This window comes from Vibrio sp. ArtGut-C1, from assembly GCF_002105475.1.
GTDB lineage: Bacteria > Pseudomonadota > Gammaproteobacteria > Enterobacterales > Vibrionaceae > Vibrio > Vibrio diabolicus.
Genome location: NZ_NCTH01000007.1, coordinates 33,269 through 56,935, shown reverse-complemented (window position 1 = coordinate 56,935; position 23,667 = coordinate 33,269). Strand labels below are relative to the sequence as shown.

The window sequence follows — 23,667 nt, the reverse complement described above, 5'->3', positions numbered from 1 at the left end:
CAAATAATAAGGGCGCGAAGATGGATAAGTTTTCGGATATGACGTTGTTTGTCAGCATCGTTAAACATCAAGGTCTGGCAGCGGCGGGAAGGGAGTTAGGTTTGTCTCCGGCGTCGGTAACGGCAAGGCTGCAAGCGATAGAAGAACGCTATGGCGTAAAGCTGCTCAACCGAAGCACACGCCACGTATCACTTACGGACGCAGGGGCAATGTACCATCAAGCTTGTCTGAACATCATTGATAGCGTGAAAGAGACGGAAAACTTACTGCAAACGGGTATTTCGGAAGTGCGCGGAACGTTGAAAATTTCAGCTCCACGAGATATTGGCAAACAAATTATTTCGCCGATGGTGTCGGCTTTTTCTGAGCAATATCCGGATGTGACGCCTTATCTTTATCTTAATGACAATTTGTCGAACTTGGCTGAATCGGGGCTCGATTTAGTGATTCGTTACGGCGAGTTAGCGGACAGCAATCTCATTTCGCGCAAGCTGGCATCGAGTCAACGCGTACTGTGCGCGTCACCTGATTATTTGTTGAAGCAAGGTATCCCCAACTGTCCTCAAGATCTCGCGGATCATCGCTGCTTAGCCATGGTGCGCAGCAATGAAGAATTAAAAACGTGGCACTTTAAAGATGAAGAGTCTCACCAAACGATCACGGTCACGCCAAAGCGCTTTTCTGATGATGGTGAAGTGATTCGACAATGGGCGTTGGACGGTGCGGGGATTGCGTTGAAATCGATTTTAGATATTCAGCAAGACCTAAAACAACAACGTTTAGTAACGGTTTTGGATGGGTATATGAAAAACTTCAGCGCCTTTTCGCAAGGCGCTGAAGCGGATCTGCATGTCATTTATCAAAGCCGCCAATATCAACCGAAAAGAGTTCGCCTGTTTTTGGACTTTCTAGTTGAGCAATTTAGCGCGCTGAGTGATGCCAGCAATCAGATCTAGATGCGATTCCGAGGTTTCTCGGCGGTGGCGATAAATCCCGACGGTGCCAGGGTTTGGTTCGTTTTCCATGGTTAAGCATCGTAAGCCAAAAGATTCCAAATATGGTTTCAGGTGGCCGGTATAAGACATCACCGCGACGCTTTCTTTCAGTACATCAATACTGGCGAGCAGAGAATCCACTTCGTAAGTCGGTCTGTCATCCAGTTGCTGCCTTTCGCGTTCATTTTGTTTCGGGATTGGGTTATCGATGACGTGAGCGAATTTCTTAGCGTCATAAGTGACCGAAAGAGCGGGGTATTCGTGCAGCATCTCTTCGGTGACGGTTTTCCCTAGAAGTGGGTGGTTTGGGGAAACAAAATAGGCATCAACCGTTTGAAATAGCGGAATAAACGTAACATCGCATTTAGACGACAAGCCGACAATCTCGTGGCCGATGAAGAATTCAATCTGTTCGTTGATTAATGAATCCATCAAGCCTAAGTGGTTACCAAATTCGACGTGCGTAGATGCCGATGGCTGCTTGGTCAGATGTTCATTGAGAGCTTGTTTGACGAACAGCGGCCACCACGCATCGCCAGTACCCATTTTAATTTTTCCGACTTGGTACTGTTTCCGTTCATCAATGCTTTGCATCATTTGGTTGTATTCATGCTGCATCGCGTTGCTATGGCGATAGAGGATGCGTCCGTATTCGGTCAACACCATGCCATTAGGATGACGTTCAAACAGCGTCACGCCGAGATTCTCTTCTAGCTTCTTTAAATTGCTTGTTACCGTTGGCTGGCTTAACCCTGCCATTCTTGCCGCAGCACTGATGCTTTGGCAGCGTGCAACCAGTAAAAATTGCTGCAGAGATTTGTCCATTTTCTTTCCCCTCTAATAACGAGGGGTATTTTGCACAATTTCATTTATAAATCACAAATCTGTAATCTCATTTGATTGAAATTATGCGCATTTCATAGATCTACATCACTGTTGGGGTTTGACGTATAGATGTTATCTATAGCTCGCTCCTGACTTCCTATTTTCCCCTCAAAAGGGTGTTCTTTAGACTGTCGCTAAAACAACAATCTAAGGGATGAACATGAAACCGAGTTTTATTGCGCTTGCTGTCGCGTCTTGTATTGGTCTTGCTGGGTGTGGGTCAGATTCCTCTGATGCGCCTGTGCAGGTCGACAAACCAATTATTTCAGCCGACTTATATTTACGTGGTTTAAATGGGGATTGGGGCACGGCAGAGCATGCCAAGCTAAACTATTTGGGTAATAACGAGTACGAAACCGTACTGCGCGTCGCTCGAGGTAGCAATCAGTTCAAGATTGCTGATCCGGGTTGGCAGATCCAATACACCTATTTTGAGGAGCCCGCGGCGTTCGATAAAGCTCAGGAGTACCTGCCAAAACCAGACACAAATGAAGCGTGTATGAACGATGATTGCAACTCTGAGATCACGTTTGAAGACAAAGGGTATTACAAGTTTTCTGTGAGCTTTGCCGATGAAAGTCGCGCGACAATGACTGTGACAAAAGCAACGCAAGAAGAAGCGGAAAAATACTACTCTGATGCGATTCTCGACCCTGCAATGGTGCATGAAGGGCATCAGAGTAAAGAAGTGAAACTGTTCGCCAATTACGATGACTCGAGTGATACCGTGATTTTCTCGGTGAAAGACCCAAAAGCCAAGCAGCGTGAATTTGGTATTTCAACGACGACAGAATTGCGTGATGCGCTCGACCAAGGCTTAGTGATTAATGAACAAACAGGGCCGCGAGTGGTGTCGGGTGATGTCGCGTTTGACGCGTTGTTTGCGTTGACGATGAAAGAGCTAGACCAGCTTGCTGTTTCTGAAATCAAAGATGGCAATTACAACTACAACAACCCAATCAAAGCGGAAGTTTTTGAGACGGGCGCGAAATGGCATTACGTGTGGACGCGTGATTTGGCGTACGCAGCAGACCTTTCGCTTGCTTTGATGAATCCAACTCGCGTGCAAAATGGTCTTAACTTTAAATTGTCTGCTTTCCGCGACACGACTGATCAGCAATATGATGGCGAGCAGATTGTGCAAGACACGGGCACTGGCGGCAGCTGGCCAATCAGTACCGACCGCACGACTTGGGCGCTTGGTGCAGAACGCTTACTTTCGGCATTGGATGGAGAAGAGTACAACCAGTTTGCTGAGCGCGCATATAAAGCCATCAGTAATACACTTGAAGCCGATCGCCTGGCGGCTTTTGATGCGAAATCTGGTTTATACACTGGTGAGCAATCATTCCTCGATTGGCGTGAGCAAACGTATTCAACGTGGACGCCAAACGATGTCAATGCGATTGGTAGCAGCAAAGCGTTATCGACAAACGTGGTTCACTACCGCGCGATTCAGCTCGCGGCTAAGTTGGCAGAGAAGTACGATTCAACCAACGCGGTCAAATACACCGATTGGGCTGAGCAGTTAAAAACCGCTATCAACGAGCAGTTTTGGAATGCCGAACGCGGTATGTACGTAAGCTATTTGTTTGATAATGGCAAAGACATCGCGGTCGACAAATACGACATGTTGGGCGAAGCACTTGCGATCATCAGTGGCGTGGCAAGTGATGCGCAGGCGAAACAAATCATGGCCAATTACCCACACAGTGAGTTTGGCGTGCCGGTTTATTTCCCTCAACAACCGGATGTGCCTGTGTACCATAACCGCGCAATTTGGCCATTTGTTACCGCGTACAGCTTGCGCGCCGCGCATCAAACACAAAACGTGGCTGCGGCGAACAATGCCATTCAATCGTTGGTTCGTGGTACAGCGACCAATTTATCCAACATGGAAAACTTAGAGTGGCTTTCTGGTAAGTCATTCATCATCCATAGTGATCATGGCGAAGATCCGAGCTTGGATGGCCCAGTGATTAACTCTCAGCGTCAGCTTTGGTCTGTGGGTGGCTACTTGAACATGGTGGTAGAGACCCTATTTGGCATCCATACCGAAACAGGTAAGTTGGAAGTGAAGCCATTTATCACAAGTTGGGTGCGCAATAACTTGTTGGCTAAGTCTGAACAAATCACGTTGGAAAACTTTGCCTTCAAAGGAAAGAACTACTCGGTAACGATTGACTTGCCTGAAGTAAGCAAAGATGAAACAGGCTACTACCCAGTTGAAAATGTCACGATGGACGAAGAGGGGCATTTCCACGTGACACTGGGCGCGCTTGTGAATGTAGATAGCAGCATTACTTTAGTTTCTGGTGTGAAACCGTATGTGAGTGAAGACAGCCGCGTTTATTCTCCGCAAGAGCCAAAACTGGTAGTAAAAAGCGTTGATAATTCGGTTTCGATTGACGTGACGAGCAAGTACAACGTGAACTTGTATCGCAATGGCGAGCTGATTCAAAAGAACGTGATTGCTCAATCTTATTCCGATACGCCAACAGGTTTTGCTTGTTATTTGGCTGAAAGCATTAACGATAAAGGCTTCCGTTCTAACCCAAGCCAACCAGTTTGTGTCGGTGAAGAGAGCCGCATCAAACTTGCTGGCGAATATCAGCCACTCAAAGACAATGTCTCAGTGGTTACGGTGAGCAAAGACAGCGGCATCGTAAAAGGTGTAGAGTCGTTTACAGCTCCTGTAACGGGCACTTACCAGTTCGATGCTTGGTACAACAATAACCTAGGACAACTTAATACCGGTATCACGAACACCGTGAAACTGTTAGAGGTATTGGATGATGCAGGTAAAGTGGTTGGTCAAGGTTACTTGCAGATGGGCCATATTGGTGAAAACCAAGGTATGCGTTACTCAACGCCAATTGAAGTGACGTTGGAGCAGGGGAAAACCTATCAGATCGCGCTGAAGGACCACTTCAATATGAGTTACCTCACATCGAATGAAACCTACATCTACGCTGGTGGTATTGAGGGTGAAAAGAACGAAGCGCAAATCGCAGATATTCGAATCACACCTTTAATGTAGGCTGTTTTAACAAAGCTTTGTTCTAAAAATTGTGTTCTAAGAAAGACAAAGCCGCTGAGATTATCAGCGGCTTTGTTGTATTTGCTATCAGTGGCCGTTTACAGATTAGTTTGCAGCCTGCGGACGAGGTTTACGGCGCTGACCTGATGGTTTGTTTCCTGCAGGCTTAGCATTGTTTGGCTTGCGGTTACCAGACGGTTTACCAGCGTTGCCACTCTTATTACCGTTTGGTTTATTTCCATTCGGTTTATTGCCATTTGGCTTGTTGCCGTTAGGTTTACGGTCATCTGGTTTACTGTTTGCACGACCTTGGCCTTCACGGTTGCCTTTAGGCTTGCCCTCACCGCCTTGGTTGGTGCTGTTTTTGTTGCCGTTGTTACCACTGTTGAAGCGACGTTTAGGTTTGTTTGCACCATTGCCTGCTTTCTTTTCGGTTGCTGGAGCGTTTTCACCCGCAGCATTTGGCGCTTTTGGTTTCTTCGGCTTCTTAGGTTTTTTCGGTTTGATTGGACGAGTATCCAGTTTAGATTCTGGTACCACATTGGTTGGCGCAAAACCTTCCAACTCTTTACGTGGTAGCACTTCTTGAATCAAACGTTCAATCGCAAACAACTCAGATGCTTCTAGCGCACATACAAGTGAAATCGCTTTACCTACTTCGCCCGCGCGGCCAGTACGACCAATACGGTGAACGTAGTCTTCTGCCACTTTAGGTAGCTCAAAGTTCACCACTTGTGGTAATTGAGGAATATCGATACCGCGCGCAGCAATATCCGTCGCGACCAATACACGAATTTCACCCGATTTAAAATCCGCCAGTGCTTTGGTACGCGCGCCTTGGCTCTTGTTGCCGTGGATGGCAGCAGCCGGTAGGTTTTGTTCGATAAGGAACTTCGCCAGACGGTTTGCGCCGTGTTTCGTTTTCGTAAACACCAGCACTTGCTTCCAATCACCGTCTTTGATCAATTTAACCAACATCGGTGCTTTCTTCTTCACGTCTGCTGGGTAGATGCTTTGCTCAACCGTTCTCGCCGTCGAGTTTGCCGGGTTTACGGAAATCTCAACCGGGTTGTTCACCAAGCCTTTCGCAAGGTCGCGGATTTCATCCGAGAAAGTTGCAGAGAAAAGTAGGTTCTGACGCTGTTTTGGTAGCAGAGCTAGGATCTTACGAATGTCACGGATAAAGCCCATATCCAGCATGCGGTCTGCTTCGTCCAGTACTAGCACTTCCAGTTGGTCGAACTTCACTGCATTTTGGTTGTACAAATCCATCAGGCGGCCTGGTGTCGCGACCAACACATCCGCACCTTTGCGAAGACGCTGCATTTGCGGGTTGATCTTCACACCACCAAAAACAACCGCACTGCTTAGTGGAAGATGACGGCCGTACATAAATACGTTTTCTTGTACCTGAGCTGCAAGCTCACGTGTTGGCGTTAGGATCAGTGCACGAACTTGGTTAGCACGAACGCGAGGGCCGTTCGATAAACGCTCAAGAATCGGTAGCGTAAAGCCTGCAGTTTTACCTGTACCAGTCTGCGCTGCTGCCATTACGTCTTTCCCTTCCAAAATAGCAGGAATTGCTTTTGCCTGAATTGGCGAAGGGGTGTCGTAGCCTTTTTCTTGAATAGCTTTAAGGATTGGAGCAGATAGACCTAAAGAGGTAAAACCCATATGTATGATTCTCAATTGTAGAGTTAGATAACAACGCGCCGAAACAAATCGGTACGAAAAGTGCGACATTCTGAGGCTTTTACGCGCTGGCTTCAACTAATTCTGTTATGGATAAATATTTGAACTGGATCTCATTTCTTTTTTGAACAAAAAAGAGCATAGAAAAGTGACGTAGATTCATTCTGTAGTTTTAATGTGTTACGTGTTCTTTCGGAAAAAACAGCGAGACAAATGGTGATTATTAATCACTCAAACGGCTTAAAAATACTTGTTTGATAAATAATCAGAATGATTGAATGTTATTCAGTGTTTTGCCACTCAATTTTAATGGAAATTAGTTAGTAAAGTATTACCAAGTCTCAGATTTGACACATGACGGTATGGTTAAATGCTGAGCAGAAAGGAATCGACTGATATAAAACAATGAGCTTGATGTGAATGCAAGGATCTCATTCAGCATCAAATCGCACTATTATCCCAGCTTGCTAACAAAAGGTTGTACTATGCGCTTTGCTATCCGATTTCTCTACTCACGGCCTCCTTCACACTTTATTCAGAGATCTTTCTGCTTTTACTGCCTGAGTTAAAGCTCTCTAAATATTTGTTCTATTGTTGTATTTAACGGTGGCAAGGCTTGTCTACCTAGAGTGCTTTGTTACTGCAAGTTCTATATTTCTGATGTTATGAATTAATTTTGTGGTTGTGAGAACTAATAAAATGTCGTCAATAAATAACAATTTCTACTGGGTTGGTGAACAGCCTGTCAGTGAGTTAGCTGAAGATATGGTTTTGGTTAATCATATTGATGAGGTGGCAACGGGACTCGGTGGCATGGTGTGTATTGCTTATCAAGATCCACACCAAATAGATACTGCTCTGAAAGCGTTTTATCAGGAGAAAGGGCGTTGGTCTTGGGCGGTTTATGTCTCCGTGGAAACCCCTTATTCTCGATGCGTTACCGACGGTGTATTTGAAGTTAGAGAATCAATAAAAATTTGGCGATCTATTCAAAATAAGCTCGATGCCATTGATGAACCGGAAGTGTTAGACCCTTTGATTGGTTGGCTTGGGGTCAATCGTCAGCGAAGAGTGACTGCTTTAAAAAGTTTAGAGTCTATGTCGGTTTATTCGTACCCAATCATCGATATGTTGTTTCCTGATATTTATTCGACTTATCGATACGTGCTCTCAGAGCAAGGTCGCGGAGTATTAGAAGCGGAAGTACTGATCGATAGAATTCGTGTTTGTTCTCATTGCAACAGCGGACACTTGAATTATGTAGAGGTGTGCCCGGATTGCAGCAGCATCGATATCGATTCTCAAAGCTCTTTGCACTGTTTCACTTGTGGCCATGTTGGTGAACAACACAGCTTTCAGCGCCGTGGAAAGCTTGAGTGCCCTAAATGTTTGACCCAGCTGCGCCATATCGGCGTTGATTATGATCGCCCGCTTGAAAACCACGTTTGTAATAGTTGCTCCAGTTTATTTGTTGAAGCTGCGACGATCAGTCAATGTTTAAGTTGTGGCTCAAAGATCAAAGTCGAAGAGCTTGTTGTCCGGAAAATTTACCAATATCGACTTGGTGAAGTGGGTGAATACATTTTACAACACGGCAAGTCCATTCAAGCTCCTGAGCTCTCGATCAAAGGCAAAGTGGAAGTCAGCTTTTTCCAAAATTTGCTTGCATGGTTAAATAAAGTCGCGCTGAGACACAAAGAACAGCACCTTCTACTTGGACTGCATTTACCGACGATCGATGAATACGGTAAGCAATATGGCGATGCAAAATTATTCTCATTGATGGATCAACTGACGCGTCGTCTTAGCGGCTTGTTTAGAGATACCGATATCTGTTGTCAGTACAAACAGGATGTTTTGCTTGTCCTAATGCCAAATACGACCAACGCGAGCCTGTCCATTTTACAGCAAAAATTATCGGATCTGGGTGAACTTGTTGAAGACGAAGAGTTTGAGTTGGATGTCTTTGCTTGGGACCTGCCCGATCCGATCATTGAAGACGGTGTTTCTGTTTGGATGGAGTCGCTGATGGGTGAGATTTATGCTGCAAGATAGTCTCGTTCTGCTCGACTATCTTCGAGGCATGCTACTTCATAATGAAGAGTTATGGCTATTACTGTTTCCCGTCATGATCATTATCGAGCTACCTCTATATTTGCTGGTGCTAACAGGGATATTTCGTTGGTCATATGCGCAAGAAGACCGAGAATTAAAGCGGTTTCCTTCAGTGAGTTTCGTTATTACTTGTTATGGTGAAGGTGATGCGATTGGGATCACTATCGATACGTTAGTTGAGCAAGTTTACCCAGGTCATATTGAAGTACTTGCTGTGGTTGATGGGGCGGTACAAAACCAAGATACCTATCATGCCGCGTTAAATGGTGAGAAAAGGCATGCAGGCGTTCGTAATCGTAAAGTACGCGTGTTGCCAAAATGGCAACGAGGAGGCCGGGTTTCAACACTGAATGCCGGCTTATCAATGGCTAGCGGTGAAATCGTCATTAACGTGGATGGAGATACGTCTTTCGATAACGACATGGTCTTCACCATGATGAAACAGTTTGCGGATAAAAATGTGATTGCGAGCGGTGGTGCGTTAAGAGTTCGCAACCACAACGCCAACTTGTTGACCAAAATGCAATCCTTGGAGTACATGCTGTCGATGCAAGCCGGTAAAACGGGGATGGCGACATGGGGAGTGCTCAATAACATTTCTGGCGCCTTCGGAGCGTTTCGGAAGAACTTGCTTAAGCAAGTGGGGGGCTGGGATACGCATACCGCAGAAGATCTCGACTTAACTATGCGCTTGAAGCAATACAAACGTCGTTACCCTGATAATAAATTGGCCTTTTCGACGCACTCCATCGGCCATACTGATGTACCAGATACGCTGAAAGGTTTGGTATTGCAGCGGCTGCGTTGGGATGGCGATTTATTGTTTTTGTTTTTGCGTAAACACAATGAAGGGTTGTCTCCACGGCTACTTGGTTGGGGGAACTTTTTATTCACTTTGGCTTATGGCGTGATTCAAAACGTTTTATTGCCGCTGCTTGTGGTGATATTTAGCGTGTACATGGTGATTGTCTATCCACCTAAATTTGTATTGGCGTTGATGCTAATGCTCTATTTTGTCTACCTCTTCTTATCTTCTCTGATTTTTGTTGTCTACATTGGGCTTGTATCAGAGAGAAAAAAAGAGGATTTGAAGTCAGCGAAATGGTTATTTCTTTACCCTGTCTACCAGTTTTTCATGCGTTTGATTACCGCTTTCTCAATGGTTAATGAAGTTGTGAGGAGAAGTCATGAAGAGTCGAGTATGGCACCTTGGTGGGTATTGAAGCGAGGTAAAAAGTTTTAGTATGAAAGTTAACTTTCACTTAGATAAGAAAAACAAACCGCAGTCTGAGAACGGGATGAAAGTCGTCTACGGACAGGCAAAGCGTGGCGGTTATCGTCTCCGTTGGTACTTGATTTTAGCGATTGTAATCAGTCCGCTTTTGTTTATGGCTTATTACTTGTTTAGAACGCAAGTGTTAGTGACGGCGCCTGCCATTATCACGTCACATCCACTTACGGTGACGGCAACTCGCTCTGCCATTGTTGGGCCAGTGCCTGTGAATGTCGGTACGGAAGTGAGTCAGGATCAAGCGCTACTGTTATTAAAAGATAATGCGTTGAACAAAGAGATTGATTTCATTAAAGATGAGCTGGTGAAACTGTCTAAAAATCAGGTGCAAAGTACTGGTGAGCTATACAAAAGTGCTATTGAGAGCTCAGCCGAAGGCTTGAAGAAGGTCCGTGATATTCAGAAAAAATACGACCTTTACAGAAAGAAAGGGCAAGTGTCTGAGGTGGATTACGCGGCTATTGTGAGTGTGAATAACTCACTGAGTAATCAGTTAAGCAGTCAGAAAATTGCTTATGTGGATGCGATGCGTAACTTGGAAGAGTTAGAGTTGGCTGGTCCAGTGACACAAGAGTATCGTTCTTTAATGCGTGAGCTGGTAGTAAAGCGTGCTCAACAAGAAGATCTCACCTTCCGTTCTCCTATGAACGGTCGTGTACTCGATATTCATGTGCATGAGGGGCAAAATGTATCGGAAAATACGCCATTGCTCACGATTGCTCGCAACGTGACACCTGAAATTACGGCTTTTCTAAATCCTAAATACCTCGAATACAGCAATATGGAAACCAAAGCAAAAGTCGTATTTCCTGATGGTCGAAAGTTTAATGCGACGGTATCGAAGCCGGTTGAGGTTGTGAACAAATTGCCTTCGGAACTTCAAAGCCCATTTGAAGGGCAGCCTGCCTATTTAAAAGTCACACTGAGCTTTGATGAGCCGTTGGAAAAAAGTCGATGGATCGAAGGGGTCGAAGTGGAAGTTCGCTTTTAACGTCGGTTGATTGAGTAGGAAAGGAGCGAAAAGCTCCTTTCCTTTTGGTTGTTAACGCGCCTTTAGTTGCCTTTAGCATGCATTAAAAACGCGCTAGTCAGTTGCTGAAAGAGTGAATCTATCGAGGGGCGGTCGGATATATGATTGAAGAGCGGTGTGTGGACATCACCACGAATATAATCGTTGTAACCGCAAAGTTGATTACACAATTTTACCGGTGCGACAACCTTTTCAACGTCGGCATCAATCAGAATGCATGCTTGTGATAACACCACTTGTCCACCGCCTTTTTTCAGTAAAACGCGCTGCGCGGTTCCCACAACTTTTTGACCACCAATATTGAGGTTGTACTCGCCATCACAGTAGGAATAAGGCGTAGCATGGACATCTACTTTCACGCCCTGCTGCTCAAAGAAAACTGTCAAAATCGCACACAAATCGAGATACGCTTTCTTGATGTCGTAAGGCTCACCGTCTGGCCAGTGATAGATGTGGGATAGATTAATAATACCCGGTACTTGAGGGACGGGGGCACCACCAGTTTTACGGGAAAAGAGTTTCCAGCCAGACGCATTTAACGCATGTTCTAAGTCGTTAGAAATAGGCCACTTTTTACCTGCGGGAAGCACGAGCGTCGGGCTTTTTACTTGCCAAAGTAATAGCACTTGCGAGAGTTGGTTGGACTGAACTTGTTTAATGAGCTCATCTTCTTTTTCAAATGCATCAGCGACTTCCGTAGCCGTATAGCGAATTAGCTTATTTTTAGAAACCAAACTCTATCCCTCATCCGTATATTATCGCTACTGTTTTATCTTAGATGTCATGTGATTACTAGCGGTATACGCTGCCTTTAGAGTTTTCTTCGCTTCCATTATTTCTATTTAAAGGGGCGATAGAAATATTTTGTTGGTCATCACATAAGCAATTCATAAAATCCGCCATCTAAATAATTTTTAGGCGATATGACTATGAAAAAGCGAGTGATGTGTCTTGCGTTAGCGGCATCATTGACGGGATGTGTGACGTTCCCGACCCAAGAATCTGAGCAAGTCCAAGTGCTTTGGGACAACGTGAATGCGATTGAAAACTGCGAGCTAATGGGAACGGTAATTGGCTCGGAAGGGCACTTTTATGATTATTGGCTGCACGCAGATAAAGATATGGTTTGGGGTACGTTAAACCAAATGCGCATCAAAGCGGCAGATTTGGGCGCAGATACATTGTATTTATATGAGCCGTTGGACTTCTCCACATCGGTTACTATGTTTGCTAATGCTTATAAGTGCAAACAGTGATAATTTTACTTTTCCGAAAGTAAAGACAGGCGAAATGTGCCTGTCTTTGATCTTGCTGCCAAACAACAAGTTTACGTCTGTGCGCGTTGTGATGAGCACTTTTCAGCTAATTTACATTCGCTGTAGCCACAGCCGTCGTGTCAGAAAATGACAGCGTGAAGTCTTGTTCGGTATTTAATACTTTGGCCGGGAACTCTAAGCTTAACTGTGCGTGTGGTGCGACTTCTGACGCGATACTGGTGACGAATTTTCGGGTTTCACCCGGAGAGATTGACAAGTTGTTTCCCCCTCGTGATGAGAGCTCTGCGATTCCCATGGTTTCAAGCGTGTTACCCGCAGTATCTGCTAAGTTCAACAAAGACTCCGATTTATATACTAGCTCTCCGCTTTCGGTGCGATAGGCATTAAACGTGTTGAAGTTTGGCTGTAATGAACCTTGTGAACCGACGTTAGTGACGGAAAACGTCACATTAGAGCCATCAAAATTCTCGACTTTCACCAACACGTTACCGTCTTGGTAACGTGCTGCTGCGGCAGCACTGGCTTGCTGTTTCTGTCTCTGTTGTTCTTTCTCGATGTTGCTTAACTGTTCTTGCTCGCTAGCAATTCTATTTTCTGCCATGGCGTAAGATTGATCCACCATTGCTAACAAAGCGGGGATTGAATATAACGTGAGACCTTCCAAATGGTCAAAGTCGATTTTGGCATGCTGAGTAAGTTCGTGGTTCGAGAACTGGCAGTAACCATCAATCAAGCTAACAAATGCGACTTCAAAAGTACCTTGTAATCGGTTCACTTCCTGTGCGGCTTTTTCTAAATCTGAGCGTACTTTTCTGATCTCTTCCAATGTCTTTTGTGGCAAACGTCCATTGGGTGACACGTCGTTGGAAACCGAGACCAGTGCTTCGGTCACAAATGGATTGTTTTCGGCCGGAATCACCGTGGTGATGCGGTTGGATTTAGTGATGTCTTCGCCCAGTAAAACCATCATTTTTTGCGATACGGCAGTTGTGTTGCCCGCTAAAACATCACTACAGTTTGGAGACGTATTCGCATACGCGGCGAATGCGGTAAAAAGTGAAAAGATAACGGACCAGCCAGTGGCGACGAGTCCTGTCGTGGTTCGAGTGTTCATCCTGATAACCCCTCTGTCATTTGGTGCGATTCACTGACGTAATTGCCAATCAAAAGATTGGCTCGCGACATTCAGAATGGTTCTGGTCAATCCTTCGTAGTGGGTATGCCCGCAGATGCTTTCTAGTCGTTTTCTCAATCGCTAAGCCACGACTGAGTAAAGTGTCTGAAATTGAGAACATTAATGCTGCGAAGTTGATGTCTTTTGTTTGAAAGATAGACGTAACTTTTCTAACCATCAAATACGTGATTAGGTTCTCATTTTTATATGAGTGAGAGGATCAAGAGAAAACAGGCACTTACTGTAGAGAGTTGATTTGAGAGAAAAATATAAAATTTTTTGGGGAACTTTTTTGATGCTGCCTTTGAGACTTTTTCGAATCTCAAAGGCAGATTCTAACGCATGCGCTTAATTACAAAGCGTTGAGTACATCCGCAAGTCGAGTGACAGCAGTCGTCAGTTCTTCTGGTGTGGCATTGGTAAAGTTAAGACGCAGAGCGGCTTTTACCTTTGAACCTTCCGGATAAAATACCGGGCTTGGCACCACAGCAACCCAGTTTGCGAGAAGGGTTTTCGCAAGTTCGAACGTGTCACATTCTGGAATTTCTACCCAGACAAACATACCACCATCGACAGGTTTGAGTACGCAACTTTCCGGCAGCTGTTTTTGCAGCTCAGTAAACATGACATCGTAACGCGATTTGTAAAGCGCACAGATGGTTGAAATGTGCGTTTCGAAGTTGTCATGTTGCAGTAGACCATGCAGCAAAGCTTGCATAGGAATACTAGAGTGCAGATCGGCACCTTGTTTGATTTTGATGAGTGGCTCAAGGTAACTGCGTTTGCCCGTTACCACACCAATACGCAAGCCTGGTGAGGCGATTTTGGAGAATGAACGCAATACGATGGAGTGCTGCGGGCAGAACTCCGAAACCAGCGGCAGTGCTTCACCAGAAAAACGCAGCTCGCGGTATGGTGCGTCTTCAATGAATGCAACGTCGTATTGGATACAAAGTTCGGCAACTTTTTGGCGAGTCTCTAGCGCCCAGCATACGCCCGTTGGGTTGTGAAAATCGGGCACGGCGTAGAACATTTTCGGTTGCTGCGTAGCAAAGCATTGCTCAAGTTCTTCAAGGTTTGGACCACATTCTGTTTGCGAAACGGTCACGATGTTAGCTTGCACTAAACCAAATACCTGCATGGCTCCAAGGTAGCTTGGTGCTTCCATCACCACTTTATCGCCCGGATTCACGTACGCACGCGCAATCAAATCTAGCCCTTGCTGAGAACCCGTTGTGATCATCGCCAAATGAGATTCTGGTAGCTGGTAATAATCGGTCAAAAAGTTAAGTAGCGGTGCGTAGCCTGCTGTTGCGCCGTATTGAAATACCTCTGGCATGTTCGCGAGGTTTTCGAGCGTCGGTTTCATTAAGTCGATCGGGAAGGTTTTTTCGTCCGGTAAGCCACCCGCAAGAGAAATGACGTTCTTATCGCTCGCTGCTGCGAGGATCTCTCGGATGTAGGATGACTTAGTTTGTTGTAATGACTGTGCGATTTCCATGTGCTGTGCTTCTCGTAATTGTCTTTTTTTATGTCAGAAATAGTATAGGTAAATTGCCAAGCTTGGTGTGTCCATTTATGCTGTTAAATATGTCCATTTATGCTATTTGAGCGAAAGTTTACGCCGTGAGCCATCAACAAGTTTCCAGAATCAATGACGTGCTGTTTTACATTCATCAGGACATTAGCAGAGAGTTATCGGCTAAAGAGCTAGCAGATGTAGCAGCCTATTCTGAACAACACTTCCATCGTATTTTTAAAGACGTGGTAGGGGAGTCTATCCATCAATATATCCGCCGTACAAGAATGGAATACGCCGCCAATCAACTGATGTTTGATACCAGCTCATCGGTGTTAGACATTGCTAACAAGTGCGGATTTAGCTCGGTATCTTCTTTTAGCCGAGCGTTTAAAGCAACGTTCGCTATGTCACCTGGTGCGTGGAGAAAGCATGATTTACAAGTCGCAGAAAAACCGTATTTGAAGGATCCGGAAGTGGCAGCGGGTTATCATCGTGTTGCTAAACGCGAGTTGCCAGAACCTAAAATTATGGAGGTTCCACAACGCTTTGCGGCGTATGTGCGGCATGAAGGCTATAACCGTTCCATTCGCAATGCGTGGCTGATTTTGAAAGCGTGGGCAAGTTCTGAGAATCGGGACTTTTCGGTTCAATACGGCTTGCATCACTCCAACCCTGCTTGGGTAGAACTCGACAAGTGTCGCTATGTGGCTTGTATGGAGATTGATACGCCGCTCAAAGTGCGTGGCGTCGTGAATCAAATGACCATCCCAGGCGGTTTACATGCCGTCTTTCGCTTAACGGGAGTATATGGTGAGCTTCTTCCTCAACTGAGTATGGTATTAGAGAAGTGGTTGCCTAACTCTGGCTTTAAACAGCGTTCTACGCCCGCTTATGTCCATTATCATAAAAATCACTTTCTCAGCCATGATGAGGCGTTTGAGCTGGATTTCTATCTACCCATTAGCTTCTTCTAAGGATGAAAACGAACGTATTATCGTGTGAGTCGATTTGTGGTGAGCAAAGAGCTGACCAAGAACGCCATGAAGAAAAGGCAGAGCTTGTGCTGACTCTGCCATTTCTAGGGGATCTTAAAAGTTTGCGTCTGTATTAGTACCAACGGATACGTTAAGTCCGCTAGTTGATTGATAAATGCTGAAAGTTTCGCCAGCGACAATACCTTCTTCAGAATCGTCATTTGCCGTACAGGTATAACCGACCGAGTAAGTACCAGGTTCTACAAAACCGAATTCGTACTCGTAATTTGCATCATCAACATCTTGAACCACGTTCGCTGCTGCGATTGGCATTGCTTGGCCTTCTGCGCCGGCAAATGGCCCCATGTTTTCTTCAGCGATATTTCCTTGATATAAGTAGATCGCGTGCGCATATCCGTTTGCACTTGGGGTATCCGTTTCGCAGCTTTGATAGGTCAATGTTGCGACATCACCCTGAATCTCCCCCGTTGTAACCGTGTTAATTAAAGTGACGGAGGTGCGTTGAATGCTGTAGCCTTCATTTTGGCCTGTTCCGTCTTTTAAGCCACGGCGCAGATCAAATTCAACTACGAACTCATTACTGTCAGGGTTGACTGCAAAGGTGTTGTTAAAGAACAGTACCCCAGAATCAGGATCCTTTCCGACACCTTGTGGGCAAGCCCCATCACCTTTGACGGTTAGTGGGATTTGATTTCCTGTCGCTTCGTCAATCACATACGATGGGTAGTTTGGATGATCGCCATCATTAGCAAACACGCAGAGTTTATAATTACCAGTTGGTATCAGTTCATCATCCACCAATTCCTGCGCGTCACTGCCTTGGAAGTTGAGTAAGTTAACACTTAGTGGGAGTGGATCTTCACCTTCGGGAAGGGGGTTACCATCTTCGTCGACCAAATTGCCTTCTTCGTCTGTTTTATACACATCGAATACTTGTGGTGTGCCACCATCCAGAGGAAGAAATGCAACTTTGTTATATGTGATCACCAGTTCTGATACGTCATCAATAGGGGCATCTGATACGGACAAAGTAACAGGAGTCATTGTACTGACAGAGTCACTGTCTGAATTACAGCCAATAAGTGCAACGGCTATTGATGCACTGATTAGGCCAATTTTCATGCTGTTCATTAGATGTACCTTTTTATGAGAAGTGTATTAAATGTAGCCGATTATTGACAAAGTACAGAATAACAACGAGCGGAGTTACCGGACCGAAAACAGCGACGAACCATCATTAAGAAGTTCAGTAAAAGTGTGCTCAAATCGACGATATTGTGCTCAATGAAGTGCTATGGTTAAGAATGTGTCGCTCAAAAAATGAGCGGAGATATACATCAATAACTCTAGCCAAGAGGTCTCTATGTTAGGTGAAAATCACTCATTAACTCATGAATTCCCAGAACATTTGGATACCATTACTCAGCTTGCCGAAAACGATGCATCATTTGCTGAAACCGTTAAAAACTACAATGCTTTAGATAAGGAAATCCGCGTACTAGAACTGCAAGGAAGCCCGATTGATGATCACGAAATGAACGTGTTAAAACATAATCGAGCTGAGCTCAAAGATTGGCTCCACTCGAGAATTATGGGCTCTTAGCGACGCAATGATCATCGGCTCGTAATCTACGAGCCGATTTTAGTTTCAAGGGACGATGCCAAGTATTCCAACATTAGGATTGCTGAGCAGGAGCTTGGAGTGGCAGGTGGCCTGTTTTTACCCAAATGATCGTTTCTTGCTCTACAAAAGGAAAGTGCTCACTCATATGTGGACTGCGTATCCAAGAGTAGGGAGGATAGGTTCCTAGCTCGTCTTTAAATTCCCCCGATAACACAAAAATTTCTTCACCACCAAAGTGACGGTGTGCTTGAAACTTCTCGCCTTTCGGCCATTTAACCAATGCGACATGTTCATGCTGAAAATCATGCAATGGCATGACTTCCAGCCCACCAATGCCAGGTAACCAATTCGCTTCGTTCGTATTGATGCGAACTGCTTCAAGATCATCAGAATTGAATTGATTTAGTTTAACTAAAATCACACAGCCTTCTTTGCTATAGGGCGCATGTTGACTTCCAGGAGGGTTACGCAAGTAGGTTCCAGCAGGGTAGTCACCATCTTCGTCAGAGAACACTCCTTCGAGCACTAATATTTCTTCTCCGTGAGGATGAGGATGAGTCGAAAAGTGCGAGTTTGGCTCATACTTCACTACGCTGGTGGTGTGCCCCGATTCTTTGGCTTCTCTTTCCAAAGGTTTACGCCACACGCCTTTGGAAGGGCTGGCGATCCACTTCTGTTCCCCCGTTTCTATCACGATTCTTGTCGAGAAATCCATATTCAACATACTGAAATTCCATTACTTATCTAATGATTGACTCTCAATAGTATACGTATAAAAAACATCAATTGATTCACTTGTTGATAGTCAAAATCAGGGATTGAATACGAGCTCGCTGTCGGAACCAAGTTAAATTTCTGCTTGTGTAATGATAATTGTTATATTATAACATCGCAAAATTAAATGTTATAACATAACAAAAGGAAAGAAGTAGTGAATAAGAAATTGGTTTCTCTCGCGATCGGTAGCATTTTTGCGTCCCCTGTTTTTGCCGATACATTATCGAACCCACAGATTGGTGTTGTTGTTGATGGCTACTACCAAGATGGTCAACGTCATAATTCTGAGCGCGAAGAAGGCTTTGGCCTAGGCCATACGGAATTGAACTTATCATCAAATATTGACGATAAGTTTCACGGTGCGTTGACCGCTGTTCTTGAAAGTCATGGCGATGAGACAGAATTAGAGCTTGAAGAAGCATTCATCGAAACTTTGGCATTGCCATACGGTGTAAACGTGCGCGCAGGTCGATTCCTATCTGACTTCGGTTACCTCAACAATCAACATATGCACACTGACAGTTTCGTTGAACGCCCAATTGCTTACCGTACTTTCCTTGGTTCGCATTACTATGATGACGGTGTACGCGCAAACATCGTTCTGCCAACCGATCTTTACGTGAAGTTTGGTGTAGAAGCATTAAGCGGCAACAAGATGTCTTCTGTTGAAGATGGCTCTAAAGTTGGTGTTTACACGACAACGATGAAGCTTGGTAATGATTTCTCTGAATCTTCAAGTTGGCAGTTTGGTTTAAGTTACCTGCGTAACGAAAATGGTAAAGTTAAAGAATTCGAAGATCACGACCATGGTCATGGTCACGAAGAAGAACATGACCACAGCCACGCTGCGGCTGTAACGGGTGCGAACCTATACGGCGCAGATTTTGTGTGGAAGTGGGCACCAGATGGTAACTACAAGTACAGCAACTTCACGCTATCTGCGGAATACATGTTGTTAGACGGTGTAGTAGACAGCAAATACAAGAACGATGCAGAGTCACCAGACAACTTAAGCGCATACTATGTTTCGGGCGTTTATCGCTTCAACCCAAGCTGGTCTGCAGGCCTACGTTACGGCGAAGCAGAAAGCTATGATGGCCACGCACACGGCGATCATATGCATTTCACAGCACTGAATGATAAAGAGATGGATGCGATGATCGCATGGGATTCTTCTCATTTCGGTACGATCCGTGCGCAATACACTCGCATTGATAACCAAGACAGCGAAACAGACAACGTGTTTACTCTGCAATACGTGATGACATTTGGAGCGCACGGTGCACATGCGTTCTAAACTTGCGATAAGTAAATGCAGTTTAGTGATGATGGCGGCGGGATCTGCCATCATCTCTTCGCCTGCTTTAGCTCTCAACATTTTCGTTTGTGAGCCTGAATGGAAAGCTTTTCTTGAAAGTCATGCCCCAAACGCCACCATTTACTCAGCAACCACGGCTAAGCAAGATCCGCATTATGTTCAAGCTCGTCCGTCTTTAATTGCCAAGATGCGCCAAGCTGACATGGCGATGTGCTCTGGCGCTGAGTTGGAGGTAGGTTGGTTGCCGATGCTTCAAAATCGAAGTGGCAATAGTGCCGTTCAAAATGGTGCTCAAAGCATGATTTATGCGACCGATTTCGTGCGTATGTTGGACTCTCATGATCATGTTGACCGCAGCATGGGGGATATCCATGCGCACGGAAACCCACATGTTCAATTTGCGGCAAATGACATGATTCCGTTATCTCGCAAAGTAACGGAGCGCTTAAAAGCGATTGATCCCGACAACGCGCAAAGTTACCAAGTGAATGGTATGAAGTTTCGCGCGCAGTGGCAAAAAAAGCTCAATGAATGGGAACAAAAAGCTCAACCATTACAGGGGAAACGGGTCGTTGGATATCACTCCACTTACCGATACCTATTTGATTGGCTAGGTATGGTTCAAGTCGCGGATCTTGAACCGAAACCGGGGATATCGCCAACGACGTCGCATCTGCAATCTTTAACTCAATTGGATGCCAAACAGTTTGACGCTATTGTGTTTTCATCTCATCAAGATCAACGTCCGGCTATGTGGTTAAAGCAACAAACGGATAAGCCTGTAGCGCAGTTACCTTTGACGGTCTCAAAACAGCAAAGCTTAGATGAGCTCTATGATGAAGTGATTACTGATCTGCTCGCCACGTTGGTATCACCCAGTTCAGTGAAATTTTAATTATGGGTGAATACCTTTGGTTAGCGCCAGCGGTTTTGTGTGGCTTAATTGCGTTAGTTGGCAACATCGTTCTGGGGCAACAAGTCTTACAGCGGCAGATCATTTTTATCGATCTGGCGGTTGCTCAGGTCGCAGCATTGGGAGCAGCGCTAAGTCACTATTGGCTGAACTCTTCTTCTTGGTATGCTGGTTCTCCTTGGCTATCCGAATCATGGCTTGGCAGCATGCTTGGTCCTTGGATGATGTCTTTGGTGCTTTGTGGTGTTATTGCTGCGCTTGAAAAGCGTAACCATCCTCACCTAGAATCGATGATCGGCAGCTTGTTTGTTGTGTCTGCTTCATTGGCAGTATTACTGGTTAGCAAAGACCCACACGGTGCCGATTTTATTCAAGGGATCTTGAATGGTCAGCTACTGTGGTCAACATGGCAAGATGTTTGGCCTTTGGCTGCAATTACGGGGGCAATGTTATTGCTGCTAACGCTGAAACCGGAGTTTATGCATGGTTGCGGTTTTTACCTCATCTTCGCTATTTTGATGCCTATCACCGTCAAACTGACAGGGATTTACTTGGAGTTTGCCTTGCTTGTGATTCCAGCTTTATGTGCCGCAAGCCTTAAAGGTAAACGTTTTTTAATCGCCAGTTTAGGTATCGGAACAATTGGTATTCTGCTGGGGATAGCAGCTTCTGCAAAGTATGATTTACCGAGCGGTGCGACGATTGTTATTACGTTGTTTATCATCGGAGTGATATTTAACCTGCTCCCACCCTTCAAAAGGCACGTCTTGTTAGAGACAAAGCATTAACACGGCATTTACTCAAAGCACCACTGGCATTGTTGGTGCTTTTTTCTTCAAAGGCTTAGGGCTCTCCATCGTATTTCTATCTTGATTCTAGGAATAATACGGGCTGAAACATCATCAAGTTGTCTTGATTCATTCACATCCTACTTCCAGAATATTCCTATAGTTTCATTATCTAAATAAACCCCTTTGCGTATGAGAAGCACAAAACCACATAACGATAAGCGCTTAGGAGCAAGCAAGATTTGTACTCTCAACATTTAAGGAAGACCAAGATGAAAGACGAAAAAGTCGCCGTCGTTACAGGGGCTGCTCGCGGTATAGGGCAGGCCATTTGCGAGCAATTACTCGAAGATGGATTCCACGTCGTGGGACTAGATATCTCGCCTGTGGAGTGGAGTCAGTCGCCAAACCTTTCAAGTTATCAAGTGAATCTCTGTGAGGCCGCAGCGGTAAGTGAAGTGGTCGACCGCATCGTCGCGAAACATCAACGCATTGATGTTCTGGTCAACAACGCCGGGATAACGAGAGATGCACTGCTGCCAGACATGTTAGAGCAAGACTGGGACAGCGTTATCGACGTGAACCTAAAGGCGGTGTTTTTACTCACCCAGCGAGTTGCACCTGTCATGCTAGAGCAAGGCGCAGGCAGTATTGTCAGTATTTCGTCTATCGTGGGAACGGATGGCAATATTGGTCAAAGTAATTATGGCGCGAGTAAAGGTGGCGTGATAGCGATGAGCAAAGGCTGGGCGAAAGAGTTCGCAAGAAAAGGCGCTCAAATCCGAGTCAACTGTGTTGCTCCAGGTTTTATCGCTACCGACATGACAAAGAGCTTGCCTGAAAAAGTCATTCAAATGATGGAAAGTAAAACGCCTCTGGGACGCATGGGCTCGGCGCAAGACATTGCCAATGGCGTTGCGTTTCTAGCGTCTGATAAAAGTGCGTTTATAACCGGACAAGTGCTCAAGATTGATGGTGGGTTGGTGTTATAGCTCGCTAACCAAAATCTCAAATAACAAACGCCCTTTACTTATGTGAAGGGCGTTTTGTTGGGTAACGCTATTCGGGCTTTTGACTCGTTCACTTTATTCGTTTCGCACTGCCGGATTTGTATGATTAAGTATAGAGTTAGAACACGTAATTCATTCTGGCATCGTTCTCTGTTATTAACCTAGCAATTTAGCTAATCAAAAATATTAACTTCGAAATAGAATAACTATTGAGGTATTAAAGTATGATTTTATTGCCCATGATATTGTTTTAAATGATAATGCCACTAAATAATTAACTTTGAATACTCACTATGTACTTAAAAACTGTACTGTTTAGCGCGTCAACTCTTCTTATTTTGGGCTGTAACTCCGAATCAACTAACCCATCTACTGAAGAAAGCGGATGGATAGTTGTAAGCTCTCACTCCGAGCCAAGAAAACATCAGGTAATTTACGAAAAACATAGCAGGAAAGGTCTAAGTCTTGCCACTAACGTTCCGGATCTTGACCTGCCTTTAACTTACCAATTGGCGAACCAAATTATTGAGGTCAAAGAAGAGCTTACATTTGGTGAAAATATTGATGGGAACCGTCTAACTTGGAAAGCTATTGGCAATTCTAAACTTAGAGAAAACCAAGTCCACTACGGAGTTAATAAAGATTACTCAGCTTCTAATGAAGGTATTGCTATCGGCTATGTTAACTTTGAGTCGAGGTTTGAGACTGAAGGAAAGCTTGGAATCGAAAAGTTATTCATTGCGATGTATGACGATGTCAAGAGTGTCAAATTTTACTCTGGATGGGATAGTTCTAAAATATCTTGTTACCAAAATACGTTTGATGAAGACTTAGCTTGTTACGGTGAAATTTTAATTAACGACGATATAGTTCATGTTTTTGATAAATATCTGCCGTATGAATATGTAAACATGGTTTACGACACCGTTATGTCCAAAGGTCGAGAAGAGATAATTGAGGCAGATTTTCAACATCAAATTAAATACTTACTAGTCGCCAAAGAGAATAACGTTGAGATGCATTAGACTACATTAGCTTGATTACTTTTTGGTAATGAGTGGCTTTTCGAAACCGATGTGACCATGAGCAAGATTATTGGATTTTACAAAACTCATTTATGTTCAAAAAATGAGTTTTGTAGATATTAAAATGCATGGAGCCAATGCTCTCACTGATTCTATGAAGTTTTTTGTGCGCTCTAACCACAAGACAATCTATAAA

20 protein-coding genes are annotated in these 23,667 nt (G+C 44.7%); 13 read left to right on the top strand and 7 right to left on the bottom strand.

Annotated features, from left to right (window positions below; translation table 11 throughout):
* Nucleotides 1–20: 20 nt before the first annotated feature.
* Complete coding sequence (locus B7360_RS08150) at nucleotides 21–956, top strand: LysR family transcriptional regulator (RefSeq protein WP_085343254.1); 936 nt, start codon at nucleotides 21–23, stop codon at nucleotides 954–956.
* Here B7360_RS08150 and B7360_RS08145 read toward each other — a convergent pair.
* Nucleotides 909–1,820 carry a LysR family transcriptional regulator gene (locus B7360_RS08145; protein ID WP_005392753.1) on the bottom strand — a complete coding sequence of 304 codons (912 nt, stop codon included), beginning with the start codon at nucleotides 1,818–1,820 and terminating at the stop codon, nucleotides 909–911. The two genes, B7360_RS08150 and B7360_RS08145, sit on opposite strands and share 48 nt — an antisense overlap.
* A gap of 220 nt (nucleotides 1,821–2,040) precedes the next feature.
* Here B7360_RS08145 and B7360_RS08140 point away from each other — a divergent pair, with 220 nt between their 5' ends.
* Nucleotides 2,041–4,920 (top strand): Six-hairpin glycosidase-like protein, encoded by a 2,880-nt coding sequence (locus tag B7360_RS08140; RefSeq protein WP_085343253.1) that lies wholly within the window; start codon nucleotides 2,041–2,043, stop codon nucleotides 4,918–4,920.
* Between the two features lie 105 nt (nucleotides 4,921–5,025).
* Here B7360_RS08140 and B7360_RS08135 read toward each other — a convergent pair whose 3' ends face one another.
* The gene (locus tag B7360_RS08135; protein WP_085343252.1) at nucleotides 5,026–6,594 is read right to left on the bottom strand and encodes a DEAD/DEAH box helicase; all 1,569 of its coding nucleotides are present in this window, start codon (nucleotides 6,592–6,594) and stop codon (nucleotides 5,026–5,028) included.
* A 717-nt stretch (nucleotides 6,595–7,311) separates the two neighbouring features.
* On the opposite strand from B7360_RS08135, the gene B7360_RS08130 reads away from it, so the two are divergent.
* The 3 genes from B7360_RS08130 to B7360_RS08120 are packed head-to-tail and all read left to right on the top strand — an operon-like array spanning nucleotide 7,312 to nucleotide 11,009.
* Entirely contained in the window at nucleotides 7,312–8,667 is a 1,356-nt protein-coding gene (locus tag B7360_RS08130) for a diguanylate cyclase domain-containing protein (RefSeq protein ID WP_085343251.1), read from the top strand.
* The gene (locus B7360_RS08125; protein WP_085343250.1) at nucleotides 8,654–9,970 is read left to right on the top strand and encodes a glycosyltransferase; all 1,317 of its coding nucleotides are present in this window, start codon (nucleotides 8,654–8,656) and stop codon (nucleotides 9,968–9,970) included. The genes B7360_RS08130 and B7360_RS08125 overlap by 14 nt, the downstream gene beginning before the upstream one ends.
* Before the next feature lies 1 nt (nucleotide 9,971).
* Complete coding sequence (locus tag B7360_RS08120; RefSeq protein WP_085343249.1) at nucleotides 9,972–11,009, top strand: HlyD family secretion protein; 1,038 nt, start codon at nucleotides 9,972–9,974, stop codon at nucleotides 11,007–11,009.
* A 62-nt stretch (nucleotides 11,010–11,071) separates the two neighbouring features.
* Here B7360_RS08120 and B7360_RS08115 read toward each other — a convergent pair whose 3' ends face one another.
* Nucleotides 11,072–11,782: a lipoate--protein ligase gene (locus B7360_RS08115; RefSeq protein ID WP_085343248.1), complete on the bottom strand. Its 711-nt coding sequence runs from the start codon at nucleotides 11,780–11,782 to the stop codon at nucleotides 11,072–11,074.
* A 195-nt stretch (nucleotides 11,783–11,977) separates the two neighbouring features.
* Between B7360_RS08115 and B7360_RS08110 the strand changes: the two genes are divergently transcribed.
* Nucleotides 11,978–12,304 carry a DUF4156 domain-containing protein gene (locus B7360_RS08110; protein WP_025592803.1) on the top strand — a complete coding sequence of 109 codons (327 nt, stop codon included), beginning with the start codon at nucleotides 11,978–11,980 and terminating at the stop codon, nucleotides 12,302–12,304.
* Between the two features lie 106 nt (nucleotides 12,305–12,410).
* Here B7360_RS08110 and B7360_RS08105 read toward each other — a convergent pair whose 3' ends face one another.
* Together B7360_RS08105 and B7360_RS08100 are read right to left on the bottom strand one after the other, a co-directional pair.
* The gene (locus tag B7360_RS08105; RefSeq protein WP_085343247.1) at nucleotides 12,411–13,439 is read right to left on the bottom strand and encodes a hypothetical protein; all 1,029 of its coding nucleotides are present in this window, start codon (nucleotides 13,437–13,439) and stop codon (nucleotides 12,411–12,413) included.
* 412 nt (nucleotides 13,440–13,851) lie between these two features.
* Nucleotides 13,852–15,000: a PLP-dependent aminotransferase family protein gene (locus B7360_RS08100; RefSeq protein ID WP_005392764.1), complete on the bottom strand. Its 1,149-nt coding sequence runs from the start codon at nucleotides 14,998–15,000 to the stop codon at nucleotides 13,852–13,854.
* Between the two features lie 125 nt (nucleotides 15,001–15,125).
* Between B7360_RS08100 and B7360_RS08095 the strand changes: the two genes are divergently transcribed.
* Nucleotides 15,126–15,995: a GyrI-like domain-containing protein gene (locus B7360_RS08095; protein WP_045606594.1), complete on the top strand. Its 870-nt coding sequence runs from the start codon at nucleotides 15,126–15,128 to the stop codon at nucleotides 15,993–15,995.
* Between the two features lie 114 nt (nucleotides 15,996–16,109).
* Here B7360_RS08095 and B7360_RS08090 read toward each other — a convergent pair whose 3' ends face one another.
* Nucleotides 16,110–17,147: a DUF4382 domain-containing protein gene (locus B7360_RS08090; protein WP_085343246.1), complete on the bottom strand. Its 1,038-nt coding sequence runs from the start codon at nucleotides 17,145–17,147 to the stop codon at nucleotides 16,110–16,112.
* Between the two features lie 232 nt (nucleotides 17,148–17,379).
* Here B7360_RS08090 and B7360_RS08085 point away from each other — a divergent pair, with 232 nt between their 5' ends.
* Complete coding sequence (locus B7360_RS08085; RefSeq protein ID WP_005392770.1) at nucleotides 17,380–17,619, top strand: YdcH family protein; 240 nt, start codon at nucleotides 17,380–17,382, stop codon at nucleotides 17,617–17,619.
* A 73-nt stretch (nucleotides 17,620–17,692) separates the two neighbouring features.
* On the opposite strand, the gene B7360_RS08080 is transcribed toward B7360_RS08085, so the two are convergent.
* Nucleotides 17,693–18,364 (bottom strand): cupin domain-containing protein, encoded by a 672-nt coding sequence (locus B7360_RS08080; protein ID WP_085343245.1) that lies wholly within the window; start codon nucleotides 18,362–18,364, stop codon nucleotides 17,693–17,695.
* Nucleotides 18,365–18,571: 207 nt separating this feature from the next.
* On the opposite strand from B7360_RS08080, the gene B7360_RS08075 reads away from it, so the two are divergent.
* From B7360_RS08075 to B7360_RS08055, 5 genes are all read left to right on the top strand, one after another.
* Nucleotides 18,572–19,714 carry a hypothetical protein gene (locus B7360_RS08075; protein ID WP_085343244.1) on the top strand — a complete coding sequence of 381 codons (1,143 nt, stop codon included), beginning with the start codon at nucleotides 18,572–18,574 and terminating at the stop codon, nucleotides 19,712–19,714.
* Nucleotides 19,704–20,630 carry a metal ABC transporter solute-binding protein, Zn/Mn family gene (locus tag B7360_RS08070; protein WP_085343243.1) on the top strand — a complete coding sequence of 309 codons (927 nt, stop codon included), beginning with the start codon at nucleotides 19,704–19,706 and terminating at the stop codon, nucleotides 20,628–20,630. Before B7360_RS08075 ends, B7360_RS08070 begins: the two co-directional genes overlap by 11 nt.
* A gap of 2 nt (nucleotides 20,631–20,632) precedes the next feature.
* Entirely contained in the window at nucleotides 20,633–21,436 is an 804-nt protein-coding gene (locus B7360_RS08065; protein ID WP_085343242.1) for a metal ABC transporter permease, read from the top strand.
* Between the two features lie 272 nt (nucleotides 21,437–21,708).
* Complete coding sequence (locus tag B7360_RS08060) at nucleotides 21,709–22,428, top strand: beta-ketoacyl-ACP reductase (RefSeq protein WP_005392780.1); 720 nt, start codon at nucleotides 21,709–21,711, stop codon at nucleotides 22,426–22,428.
* Between the two features lie 311 nt (nucleotides 22,429–22,739).
* Nucleotides 22,740–23,471 (top strand): hypothetical protein, encoded by a 732-nt coding sequence (locus B7360_RS08055; protein ID WP_085343241.1) that lies wholly within the window; start codon nucleotides 22,740–22,742, stop codon nucleotides 23,469–23,471.
* Nucleotides 23,472–23,667 lie beyond the last annotated feature (196 nt).